At 67.2% G+C, this 13032-nt stretch carries 4 protein-coding genes; 3 read left to right on the top strand and 1 reads right to left on the bottom strand.

The annotated features are described in order from the left end of the window. The first annotated feature begins 19 nt into the window (after window positions 1–19). The 3 genes from CCUG20998_RS06060 (at window position 20) to CCUG20998_RS06050 (ending at window position 3245) form a co-directional block, all read left to right on the top strand. Window positions 20–925 carry a sulfurtransferase gene (locus CCUG20998_RS06060; protein ID WP_020732108.1) on the top strand — a complete coding sequence of 302 codons (906 nt, stop codon included), beginning with the start codon at window positions 20–22 and terminating at the stop codon, window positions 923–925. Continuing rightward, on the top strand, window positions 922–1341 hold the full coding sequence (locus CCUG20998_RS06055) for a SufE family protein (protein WP_020727294.1): 420 nt from the start codon (window positions 922–924) through the stop codon (window positions 1339–1341). The genes CCUG20998_RS06060 and CCUG20998_RS06055 overlap by 4 nt, the downstream gene beginning before the upstream one ends. Window positions 1342–1451: 110 nt before the next feature. After that, a complete protein-coding gene (locus tag CCUG20998_RS06050) occupies window positions 1452–3245 on the top strand; it encodes an acetyl/propionyl/methylcrotonyl-CoA carboxylase subunit alpha (protein WP_020727295.1) in 1794 nt (597 codons plus the stop codon). Window positions 3246–3266: 21 nt separating this feature from the next. Here the strand turns inward: CCUG20998_RS06050 and CCUG20998_RS06045 are convergent, their stop codons facing one another. After that, window positions 3267–12740, bottom strand: a complete 9474-nt coding sequence (locus CCUG20998_RS06045; RefSeq protein WP_020732105.1) for a non-ribosomal peptide synthetase — start codon at window positions 12738–12740, stop codon at window positions 3267–3269. Between the last annotated feature and the right edge of the window lie 292 nt (window positions 12741–13032).

Raw genomic sequence — 13032 nt, 5'->3', positions numbered from 1 at the left:
CGATGGGTAGGCTGACACCGTGCCGTTGCCCCCAGACCCAAATCCCACCCTGTCGGCCTACGCCCACCCCGAACGCCTGGTGACCGCCGACTGGCTGTCCGCCCACATGGGCGTTCCCGGCCTGGCAATCGTGGAATCCGACGAAGATGTCCTGCTCTACGACATCGGCCACATCCCGGGCGCCGTCAAGATCGACTGGCATACCGACCTCAACGATCCGCGCGTGCGCGACTACATCAACGGTGCGCAATTTGCCGAGTTGATGGACCGCAAGGGCATCAGCCGCGATGACACCGTGGTGATCTACGGCGACAAGAGCAACTGGTGGGCGGCCTACGCCCTGTGGGTGTTCACCCTGTTCGGCCACCCCGACGTGCGCTTGCTCAACGGGGGCCGCGACCTGTGGATCGCAGAGGGCCGGGACACCTCGCTGAGCGTGCCCGCCAAGACCTCCGCGGGTTATCCGATCGTGGAGCGAAACGACGCCCCCATCCGGGCCTACAAGGACGACGTGCTGACCACATTGGGCACTCAGCCGCTGATCGACGTGCGCTCCCCCGACGAGTACACCGGCAAGCGCACGCATATGCCCGACTACCCGGAGGAAGGCGTGTTGCGGGGCGGCCACATCCCCACGGCGCAGTCCATCCCGTGGGCCAAGGCGGTCGACGAGAGTGGGCGGTTCCGCAGCCGCACCGAGCTCGACGAGCTTTACGGCTTCCTGGACCCCGATGACAAGACCATCGTGTACTGCCGCATCGGCGAGCGCTCCAGCCACACCTGGTTCGTGCTCACCCATCTGTTGGGCAAGCCCGGGGTGCGTAACTACGACGGATCCTGGACCGAGTGGGGCAATACCGTGCGGGTGCCGATCGTCGGGGGCGAGAGCCCCGGATCCGCCGATGGACTTGCGTCGCGGCGATGAGCATGCCCGCTCCGCTGGCGGAGGTGGTGTCCGACTTTGGCGAAGTCCAGGGCCAGGACAAGCTCGCCTTGCTGTTGGAATTCGCCAACGAGCTACCGCCGCTGCCGTCCGATCTCGCCGAGGCCGCCATGGAGCCCGTGCCCGAGTGCCAGTCCCCGCTGTTCCTGCATGTCGACGCGCAAGACCCAGACCGGGTGCGGCTGTACTTCAGTGCCCCGGCGCAGGCGCCGACCACCCGTGGCTTTGCCGCGATCCTGGCCGCCGGCCTCGACCAGCAACCCGCATCCGAGATCTTGGCCGTGCCTGAGGACTTCTACAGCGAACTGGGCCTGGCGGATCTGATCAGCCCGTTACGGCTGCGCGGGATGTCGGCGATGCTCGCCCGAATCAAGCGGCGGCTGCGCGAGACCGTGTGAAAGGGGAACCGCGTGACCGAGCTTCCGGCGCGCCGCTTAAACTTCCCCGGACAAGACTTGTAAGAAATTCTCTTAAAGACGAAGAGACTTCCAGCCCTACAGGAGGCGCAGTGGCCAGTCACGCCAGCTCCAGGATCTCCAAGGTTCTCGTGGCCAATCGCGGCGAGATCGCAGTCCGAGTGATCCGGGCGGCCCGGGACGCGGGCCTGGCCAGCGTGGCGGTCTACGCCGAACCCGACGCCGAGGCCCCGCACGTCAGCCTGGCTGACGAGGCGTTCGCCCTGGGCGGCCAGACTTCCGCCGAGTCCTACCTGGACTTTGAGAAGCTCCTCGACGCGGCCGCGAAGTCCGGCGCCAACGCGATCCACCCCGGCTACGGCTTCCTGTCGGAGAACGCCGACTTCGCCCAGGCCGTGATCGACGCCGGCCTGATCTGGATCGGTCCCAGCCCGCAGTCCATCCGCGACCTCGGCGACAAAGTCACCGCCCGCCACATCGCCGCCCGCGCCAAGGCGCCCCTGGTACCCGGCACTCCCGACCCGGTCAAGAACGCCGAAGAAGTGGTCGCCTTCGCCCAGGAGTATGGGCTGCCGATCGCCATCAAGGCGGCCTTCGGTGGCGGCGGGCGCGGCATGAAGGTCGCCCGCACCATGGAAGAGATTCCCGAGCTCTACGAGTCGGCGGTGCGCGAGGCCACCGCGGCATTCGGCCGCGGCGAGTGCTTTGTCGAGCGCTACCTGGACAAGCCGCGCCACGTTGAGGCGCAGGTGATCGCCGACCAGCATGGCAACGTCGTGGTCGCGGGTACCCGCGACTGCTCGCTGCAGCGCCGCTACCAGAAGCTGGTCGAAGAGGCTCCGGCGCCGTTCCTCTCCGACGCCCAGCGCAAGGAGATCCACGAGTCGGCCAAGCGGATCTGCAAAGAGGCCCACTACTACGGCGCCGGCACGGTCGAGTACCTGGTCGGCCAGGACGGCCTGATCTCCTTCCTGGAGGTCAACACCCGTCTTCAGGTCGAACACCCGGTCACCGAGGAGACCGCTGGGATCGACCTGGTCCGCGAGCAGTTCCGCATCGCTAACGGCGAGAAGCTGGACCTGACCGAAGACCCCACCCCGCGGGGACACGCAATCGAGTTCCGGATCAACGGCGAGGACGCCGGCCGCGGCTTCCTGCCGGCTCCCGGTCCGGTCACCAAGTTCCACCCGCCGGCCGGTCCTGGCGTGCGGATGGACTCCGGTGTGGAGACCGGCTCGGTGATCGGCGGCCAATTCGACTCGATGCTGGCCAAGCTGATCGTGTACGGCGCCAACCGCACCGAGGCGCTGGAGCGAGCTCGACGCGCTCTGGCCGAGTTCCAGGTCGAGGGCCTGGCCACCGTCATCCCGTTCCACCGTGCGGTGGTCTCCGACCCGGCATTCATCGGCGACGAGCACGGTTTCTCGGTGCACACGCGCTGGATCGAGACGGAATGGAACAACACGATCGAACCGTTCACCGCCGGTGAACCGCTCGACGACGAAGACTTCCGCCCACGCCAAACCGTGGTCGTCGAAATCGATGGTCGCCGGGTCGAGGTCTCGCTGCCCGCCGATCTGGCGATGTCCAACGGGTCCGGCGCCGATGCGGGTGTCATCCGGCGCAAGCCCAAGCCGCGCAAGCGCGGTGCCCACACCGGTGCCGCCGCCTCCGGCGACGCCGTGACCGCGCCGATGCAGGGCACCGTGGTGAAGGTGGCGGTCGAAGAAGGGCAGGAGGTCGTCGTCGGCGAGCTCGTCGTGGTCCTCGAGGCGATGAAGATGGAGAACCCGGTCACCGCTCACAAAGACGGTGTCATCACCGGGCTTGCGGTCGAGGCCGGCGCGGCCATCACCCAGGGAACGGTGCTCGCCGAGATCAAGTAGGGCCGCCCCCGGCCACAGATTTCACCCGGTGCCCGCCGGCGTCAGCGTCGACGCCAGCGACTGCAAGGTGGCACCGTCGAGGAGTTCGGCAAGGGGCGGATCGCACTTGAATTCGGTGGCGATGTGCTCACCGATGACCAAAGCGTCGATGGAGTCGCCGCCGCAATCGCGCACCGAATCCGTACCGACCACGGGGCGGCCCAGAACCCGCTCCCAGATCCGCTCCAGCTGCCTGCGGGTGACTTCCTGGGGGTTGGCCGCCACGTGTGGCGCCACCAGACCCGTCGGGCGAAGGAAGTTCAACTCCGTCTCGTGCCGAAACACCGGAAGTCGAGCTGATCCACCATCGGCGATGGCTTCGATGGCATCCAGATAGGCGGCGACAACCGCGTCGAACTGTTCGTCGGAAACCAGCCGCGGATCGTATTCGATGCCGATGCCGAGGGCACCGTACTCGCGGGCGAATATGGTGACCAACGGCAGATTGGTGTGGGCGATCATCTTGCGCCGCAAGGTTCTCGAATCCCTGGCACCCGCGGAAACCGGTGTGCGCTCACTGGCACCGGCCTTGTCGAAGCTGACGAAGTTAAACGCCGTCTCGAACAATCCGCCGATGCCGATGTCACGCTGAATTGCCCGCAACGGCACCCGACGATGTGGCAGCAGGTCGCGCTCGGCGGCGAACGCCTGGTCGACCAGCCCGGCGTAGTCCGGTGCCGTCATCTTGATCCGCAACGGGACCGTGTTCAAGAACATCCCCAGGGCGCTGGCCGAGTCGTCGGTTTCGGGCCTGCCGTTGACGACAACCCCGCTGAGGACGTCGTCGGTGGCGCCGAGACGGCCGTTGACCGCCAGGTGGGCGGCCAGCAGCGTGCTTTTCAGCGGTACGTGTCGACTGCGAGCCATCCGCACCAGGCCCGCCTCGATGCGCTCGGGCAGCTCGATCCACCGGAACTTGGGGCGGACGTGCTGCAGGCGGTCGCCCGCAAAGCGCAGCGTCTGGAAGCCTTGTAGCCGATCGAGCCAAAAGGCCCTCGACGGGCTGGCCTCGGCTTCGCTCTCGAGCATGACAAATTCCCGAAAATGGTTCTGCAGCCGCGGTCGGGCCGGGGGCGCGCCGGTGGTCCGCAATGCGTCGTAGTTGACGAGCAGGTCACGCTGAAGTTCGGCCACGCTCCACCCATCGAGAAGCGCATGGTGGACCGTCAGCCCCAGTTCGAAGCGTTCGCCATCGCGCACGTGGATCACCACCCCGAACGGAGTCTGGGTTTGCCACTGCATGGCCGCACTCGATTCGGCTTCCATCCAGGCCGCCACGGTGGCCTCCTGTTCGGCGGCGCTGCGCCCTGACAGGTCGACGACCGTCAGTGGGGTGCAAACCTCTTCATGCACCACCTGTAGCGGTCGCGAATAGCCGGACAGATCAAAGGTCGTCCGCAGGATCGGGTGCCGGGCGGTGACCACGTCGACGGCGGCGCGGAACGCGATCTCGTCCCACGGGGCGTCTACCAGATAGCTGAACACGTCGTGATAGATGCACGGCCCATCGACTCGGCTGTGCAGCAGCATCCCGGCCTGTAGGGCGGCCAGGGGGTAGGCATCCGCCACACCGGGCGGCAGATCGCTGGGTTGCGGCCCCTCGACCATCGGCGTTCGCGGCTGCGATTGCAGCGCCGCACCGGCGGCACCGGCCGAACCGGTGCGGATCAGGCCGGCCGCGAGTTGCTCGGGCGTCTGGCACTGGAAGAGATCTTGGACCTCCACCGCCAGCCCCAACGCTCTGGCCTTCGCCGAGAGCTGCACCGCGTGCATCGAGTCGCCGCCGATATCGAAGAAGTTGTCGTCAGCACCGACCGAGGGAAGTCCCAGGACCTCGGCGAACACCTGCCGGATCTGGTCAACCGTCGAGGCGGCGAGATTCCGGGTGGAGTCGGTGGTCTCACTCGGCGTTGCGCCGGGCGCCCCGGCCGCCGCCATCGGTGCCGGCAACGCCCGCTGATCGATCTTGCCGTTCGCGGTCAGCGGCAGGGATTCGACGGTGACGATCGCTGACGGGAGCATGTAGCCGGGAAGGCGGGCGGCCAACTTCTGCCGGCTGGAACTGATCGGCAGTTGCTCGCCGGTCGAGGTCACCACGTAGGCCACCAACCGGGGTTTGGCGTCGTCGTGGCGCACCATCGCATGACAGGCCACCACCTCTTCCAGCCCCGAGACGGCGTTTTCGACCTCTCCGAGCTCGATCCGAAAACCGTGCAATTGGACTTGGTGATCGAGGCGGCCGAAGTACTCGATCTCCCCCGACGGCAGTCGCCGTCCGACGTCGCCGCTGCGGTACAGCCGCTCCCGAGGGCGAAACGGGTGTGGGACAAAGCGTTGACCGGTCAGTTCCGGCTGCCCCAGGTAGCCCTTTGCCAGCCCGGGACCGGCCACGCAGATCTCGCCGCGCACACCGAGCGGGACCAGGTTGCCGGCAGCGTCGGTGAGCAGGCACTCGAGGTCGGGTATCGGGCGTCCGATCCGCGAACCCCGCCCGCCCAGCACATCCTCGCGGCGCAATCGACGAAACGTCACATGCACCGTCGTCTCGGTGATGCCGTACATGTTGATCAGGTCGGGATGGGAATCGCCGTGTGCCTCGATCCAGGGGATCAGGTCAGAGGACGTCAGCCTTTCGCCGCCAAAGATCACGTAGCGCAGATACAGCGGTGTGTCGGCCTCGGCGTCAGCGTCGCGCAGCAGTCGAAACGCGGACGGGGTCTGGTTGAGTACGGTGATCCGCTCGCGTGACAGCAATTCGCGAAACGCGCGCGGGGTCCGGGTCTCCAGATAGGGCACCATCACCACGCATCCGCCGTACAGAAGCGGTCCCCACAGCTCCCAAACCGAGAAGTCGAAGGCGATGGAGTGGAACATCGTCCAACGGTCCGCGCTGGTGAACTCGAAGAGGCCCTCGGTCGCGCTGAACAGCCGCATCACATTGGCGTGGGTAACCTCGACACCCTTGGGGCGGCCGGTCGAGCCCGAAGTGTAGATGACATAGGCGACGTCGTCGCCGTTCACCTCGATGTCGACCCCGGTCCCGGGCTGGTCGGAGAAGTCCAGCGCATCCAGCTGCAGAATCGGCGCGTCATGGTCGGCCACCACGTGTTGAAGCGCGGTCTCGGTGAGGATTGCCGACGGGGCGCAGTCGCACAGCACGAGTTCGGCTCGTTGCGGTGGCCAGCTGGGGTCCAGCGGCACATAGGCGGCGCCGGTCTTGATGATGGCCAGTACCGCAATGGGTATCAGCGGGGTGCGTTCGAGCAGCATCGCGACCTTGTCGCCGGGACGCACGCCACCGGCGATCAGGAACCTGGCCAGCCGGTTCGACTCGGCGTCTAGCTGGGCATAGGTCAGCCCACGCCCCAGGAACCGGACGGCTTCGGCGTCCGGATCAACTCGTGCCCGGTCCTCGAACCATCGGTGCAGCGCAGAGTGTGCGGGCCGAATCTCGCGGCGTACATCCAGAGCCCGCAACTGGTCGGTCTCGCCCTGGGTGAGCATGGAGAACTCGGCCAACGTCGCATCGGGTTGGGTGAGACCCGCGGCCAGCAGCGTCACCAGATGAGCGGCCATCCGCGCGATGCTCGGTGCGTCCCACAGCGCATCGCGGTATTCGAACACCAGCTGCAATGCGGTCCCGTCGGACTGCAAGGACAGCGAAAGCCAGAACAGCGAACGGCCGGGGTCGTGTGGCACCGGGGTGACGTCGAGCCCGTCCAGCGTCGGCCGATAGGAGCCGGGGACCTCCGGAACGAACGCCGCCTCGATCAACGACGACGCCTTGTCCCGCGCCGCGAACCGCTCCCGCAGCTCTTCGAAGGGCACGTCGGCGTGGGCCGTCGTCGCGGCCAGCCGCTCGGCCGTGGCGGTCGTCAGCGACCGCAAGGTGAGCGCCGGCGAGAAATCCGCGCGCACCGGCAGGAGGTTTGCGAAATATCCGATCGCGGCCTCGGGCACCCCGGCGGGGCGGGCCGGGAACGGCAGCCCAACCAGCAGCGCGTCTTGCTGGGTGTAGCGGTGCAGCAGGTACTGCCACATCGCCAGCACCACCGTGGACCGCTGCACCTGGATCTGCGCCGCGAACCGGTCCAGCCGCTCGAGCACATCATCGGGCAGCGGCGATTCGAACCTGGCCCCGGAAAACGACGCCACCGACGGCGCCGGCAAATCAGTGGGAAGCTCCAGGCGACCCGGGAGGCCGGAGAGCATCTCGTCCCAGAACGGCAGGTCGGTTTCCGCCAGCCGATGGCGGGGTTGGGCGGACTCGGCCAGGGCCAGCTGCCCCATGGTCGGCGCGGCGGGGGGTTCATCATCGAGCGGCCCGTCGCCCAGGGCGCCATAGAGCCGGGACAGTTCGGCCAAGATCGTCGCCCCGGCCCAATCATCGGCAACGATTTGGTGGTAGTTGAGTCCGAGCACCACCCGGTCGTCGGCCAGCCGAAGAATGAGCGCACGCAGCGGAGAGTCGGTGGTGATGTCGATCGGTCTGGCGGCATCCGCACAGACCAGCTCTCGCAGTAGCGATTCCCGATCGCTTGGGTCATGGCCGCGCAGATCGCGGACTTGCACCGGCTCGGCATCCCCGATTACCTGGACCGGCCCGGTCGCGCGTTCGGGGAATCTGGTCCGCAGCACGGGGTGGCGCTGTGCAAGGAGCTCCAGGGCGTCGTGCAACCGCTCGACGTCAACGTTGCCGCGCAGGTCGAAATACCGCTGCGCACACAGTTCCGGGCCGCCCGCGTTCCTCCGGTCGAGCAGCCAGATCCGCAGCTGGGCATGGGTCAGCGGGGCTGGGGTGACCGCAACGAAGGCCCCACCGCCCACGGCGTAGTCCTCGATGCGGCATTCGGGTGTTCGGGTGAGCGAACCGATGGTCGCGACCAACTCGGCCGCCAGCCGTTCGGCCGTGGCCGCTTTGAACAGCTCGCGGTCGTATTCCAGGAAACCGCCCAGCGTTTTCCCGTCGTCGGCAAACGACGCCACCAAGTCGAATTTTGCCGACCCCGGGTCGACCGCCACGTGACTGACCTCGGCACCCTCGATGCGCACCGGGGCGATATCGCCGTCGAACAACGTGACCACGGCCTGGAAGATCGGGTTGCGGGTACCCGCGCGCTCCGCGCGGACCACATTGACGATGTCGGGGAATGCCAAAGCACTGTGGTCGACCATGGCTTGGACCTCATCGCGGGCGCGGACGACCAGGTCGGCGAACGTGGGGTTGTCGCGCAGCCGGCAGCGCAACGGCAGGGTGCTGGCGAAGTTGCCGATCACGTTCTCGATGCCGGAATGCTCACGCCCGGCGGTCACGCCGCCGATCACGATGTCGCGCTGGCGGCCACGGCTGGCGATCCACGCCATGAAGGCCGCGACCAGCACGCTGTACGGGGTCGCGCCATGCTCGCGAGCCAGTGCTCGCACCGCCGCCCGGTCGTCGTCGTCAATCACGATCGGCACTCGCGCCCCGCGGAAGCTACCCCGCAGCGGACGCGGGAAATCCCTGGGCAGATCGGTCGCCGGCGGCGCATCGCGCAGATGCTCACTCCAATAGCCCTCGAGCGCCGCGCGGTCGCCGGAGGTGATTTGCCCGGCCACCCAGTGGTGGTAGTCGATTGGTTGCAGGCTTAGCTGGGGCAGCCGCGCTGCCCTACCCAGCGCCGCGTAGGCCTTGCTCAGCTCGGCGTTGAGCAGTCCGGCGGCCGACCACCCGTCGGCGGCGATGTGGTGCACGCTCCAGGCCAGGTAGTGGTCATCGGCGCCGAGCGCGATGAGCAGCACTCGGATGGGTAGATCCTTTTGCAGGTCGAATGGGCGCGCCCCCAGTTCGGCGATGAGCTCGTGGGCGCGGGCATCACCGTCGTCTTGGCCGCCGCCGCAAAGATCGGCATGTTCTATCGGCGCGGCGCCCCCGGGTGCCAGCACAATCTGGACCGGCTGCCCCTGCTGATAGGGGAAGATCGTCCGCAGCGCCTCGTGCCGCTCGATCACCGCGGCGAACGCGGCTTCCAAGCGTCGAGTGTCCACCCGGCCACGAATGTGCACGGCCTCGACGATGTTGTAGGCCGACATCGTCGGTGCCAGCTGCTGCAGGTACCACAGATTGGCCTGCATGGGTGCCAGCGGCAGGGGCGCCTGCCGGTCCACGGGCGCCGGTTCAAGCATCTCGACCTCGGCGGCGGTGGCGACCTGTCGCAGTTTGTGCTCGATGAGGTCTTGCAGGCCGGTCAGGGTCCCGGCCGAAACGAAGTCGCGCATCTGCAGGACCACGCCCATCCGTTCACGCACCCGCATGATCACCCGCAACGCAGCAAGGGAATGCCCACCGATGCGGAAGAAGTCCGCATCGGGATCGAGGACGGGCCGGCCGAGGATCTCCTCCCAGATTCTGGCCAGTCCGATCAGTCGCTGCGGCACATCGCGCACATCGGCGTCAGCATCGGCAGCATCGGCAGCACCGGCAAAGGAAACGGCTGGTAGCGCGGCCATATCCACCTTGCCGGTCGAGGTGCGGGGAAGCGAGTCCAGCACCATCACCGCGGCCGGAACCATCGTGGCGGGCAACTTGGTGCGGCAGGTCTTGAGCACGGCCTCCAGATCCAGCTCGATGTTCGGGGCGTCGGAAATGAGGTAGGCGGCCAGGGCCTTGTCGCCGGGCGCGCGCTCTTTGACGGTGACCACCGCATGCTGCACACCCGGGTGCTCACACAGGGTTCGCTCGATCTCTGCCGGTTCTATCCGCACGCCATGCACCTTGAGCTGCCGGTCCATCCGACCGAGGAACTCCAGCGTCCCGTCGGGTCTTTGGCGTACCCGATCACCGGTGCGATAGACCCGGGCACCGGGATGCGCGCAGCGGACGTCGCGGCGGAAACGCTGCGCGGTGATGGCCGGGGAGCCGAGGTAGCCCATCGTGACGCCGGCACCGCCGATCCACAGCTCGCCTTCGCCCCCCGGGGCGGCCAGCGCGCCCTCCGGATCGACAACGTAGAGGCACACGTTGGCGATCGGACGTCCGATAGGCGCCCAGGATGCCTCGTCGGCGACTTCGACACGCCAGAAGGTCGCATCGATGGTCGTCTCGGTCGGTCCGTACAGATTCACCAGCTCGGCGTGGGGCAACACGGCGGCAAACCGCCGGCACAGCGCCAGCGACAACGGTTCACCACCGCAGAACACGTAGCGCAAGGTCATGCACTGGCCAAGATCGGGCTCCTCGAGCAGCACATCCAGCTGTGAGGGAACGATCTGCAGCATCGTGATGCTCGACTGCCTGACGCGTTGGACGATCGAGTGCGGATCCCACTCCCCCGGGTTGAACACCAGCCGGGCACCGGCCACCAACGGGCCGAAGATCTCCCACATGAAGATGTCGAATGTGGGTGCGGCCGTCTGCAGCAACGCATCATCGCCGCCAAGACCGAATTCGTCGCGCCGCCACAGCAGCTGATTGCAGAATGCACGGTGTGAACTGGTCACCGCTTTGGGGCGGCCGGTAGAACCCGATGTGAAGTTGAGGTAGGCCGGCTCAGCAGGATCGAGCTGGGGCGGCGGCATCGACGCGACCGCTGCGCCGGCGCGGTCGGCCGCGATCAGCTCGGGTGCGTTGACCGGAACCAATGGCCGGGTCTGATCGTCGACGACAACGCGACTGACACCGGCATCGGTGATCATGTCCGCGACCCGCGCGCTCGGATGGGTTGGGTTCAGCACCACCACCACCGCCCCGGATCGCGCGATCGCCAGCGCCGCTACGGCCAGGTGAACGCTGCGCCCGAGGAAGACGCCGATGGCATCACCGGGTCGGACCCCCGCCGCGGCTAGGTGTTCGGCGAACGCGTCGACCCGCTCGCCCAGCTCGGCATAGGTGACCGTGGCCCCGCCCACGTCTTCAATGGCGATGGCCTGGGGGGTGCGCTCGATCTGGGCGGCAACGAGTTCGTGAATGCTGTGATCCCCGCCCGGCCGCCGGGGACCGACGATCGGTTCAGCCTCCCGCCGGCGAAGCGGATGCAGGGTCGGGTCAACCTCGGCGTCGCCGGCGAGAAATTCATCAAGCGTGCCGACCGCATCGGCGTAGGCAGGTAGCGCCTGTTCGTAGCCGCTGGCGTGCTCGTTTCGCCCGCCCACCTTGGTCCGTTCGAAACGCCAACCCCGCTCGATGAGCGCCTGCGCCGCCGACCCTTGCGGTGCCACCGCCGCAAGGATCGCCCAGCCCCCAAGCCGGCCCAGGTCGTGAAAATTGTTGACCGAGGTATCGGCAGCGAGTTCGTCCACGATTTCCCGCAGCCGGTTTGCCGCATCGCGGCCTGAGCCGCGGCTGGCCATCCAGTCATAGACGGTGTCCGATCGCGCGGCCAAGCGAGCGCCCAGTTCGGTCAGCAGGGCTTCCGAAGGCCCCTCCCCGATCCGCAGGAACCGGACGTCTCGCATCAATGCGGCGACCCGGTTGCGCTCCACGTAGCCGCGCCATCCCAGCGTCTGCATCGCGTTGTCGGTGGCGTGATAGGCGAACTCGGAGGCGGCGACCTTGAGCGTCAGGAAGATCTCTTGCGGGGTATCGGGCTCGGTCGCGACGACGCCGAGCAGGGCCCCGATCGATTCGATCTCTGCGGCGATGCGCGCCGTGCGGCGCTGGACGACCGGGTCGGTGATGAGCAGGCCGGTGCTCACCTCCCGTTGTGACGCGAAGCGGTAGATCAACTGCGCGCATCGCTTCATCACGCCCAGGCCAATCGCGCCGGCGCTAGCGCGGCCGATCCGCAGGCCCTCGTCGATCACCTCGAGCCCATCGCCAATCCCGCCGAGGATCTGCCAGGGCGCTACCCGCACCCCATCGAAGCGGATGCCCGACACCGGAACGGACCGCAATCCGAAGGTTCTCTCAGGGGGCAGCACGCTGACCCCCGGACTGTCAGCCGGGATCGCCACCGCGGTCAACGCGGTGCCACCGTCGACGGCGAACGGCACCAGAGTCACGAACACGCCGGTGCATCCCGCACCGGTAATGCAGGATTTCGCGGCGCTGATCACCCAGTCGGAGCCGTCGGGGATCGCTGTGCTGACCAGTTCACGCAGGTTGGAACCGGACACGCTGGGCTCGGTGATCGCCAGGGAACCCAGCAGCCGGGCGGTGCGCATCGGATCGATGAATCGCTGACGGGCTTGGCTGCTGCCATGCAGCAAGACGGTCTGCATCGCACCGTGATGTACCGCGAGCAGGGCCGCATGGCCGACATCGATGCCACCGACGCGCTCCACGATCGCACTGAGCTCGGCGAGATCGACCGCGGATCCGTCGGCTCCGGCACTGATGTGTCCGAAGTGTCCCGCGTCGGCGAGTTCATGCAACGACCGATCAAGGGTCAACGATGCCGAAGCCGCTACCCACTGGGCTGCCTGGTCCCCGTCGTCCTCACCAGGGCATTGCGAGACCGTCGGGGTACCAGCCGTCATATGAAACTCCTCAGCTCATTCGCCACGGCTACCTGCCGCGCGACACAAGGGCGGCGCGCATTCCCTGCCCGGGGGACTACAGACCGCGCGATGCGGCCACGCCCCTTTAGGTACATGGCTATGTTGTCAATGTCAACGTAAAATATTGACATTGACAACTTGTCATTGACCACGCGCCTCAGTGTGAAGTTAGCTGAATGTTCCGATTGACGAGGCGACAGACGGCGGGCTGCCGCGACACAGAGCCGGAACGATCAATCACTAGCAGGTCATAGCTTTTTGCTCGCGGCGC

Source organism: Mycobacterium marinum, assembly GCF_003391395.1.
Lineage (GTDB): Bacteria > Actinomycetota > Actinomycetes > Mycobacteriales > Mycobacteriaceae > Mycobacterium > Mycobacterium marinum.
Note: the sequence above shows the minus strand (reverse complement) of the source record. Positions and strands in the feature narration are given on the sequence as shown.

Bases quoted from the DNA above. Each gene is read 5' to 3' on its own strand.
- CCUG20998_RS06055 (WP_020727294.1), top strand. From the start codon at position 922: ATGAGCATGCCCGCTCCGCTGGCGGAGGTGGTGTCCGACTTTGGCGAA.
- CCUG20998_RS06045 (WP_020732105.1), bottom strand. From the start codon at position 12,740: ATGACGGCTGGTACCCCGACGGTCTCGCAATGCCCTGGTGAGGACGAC.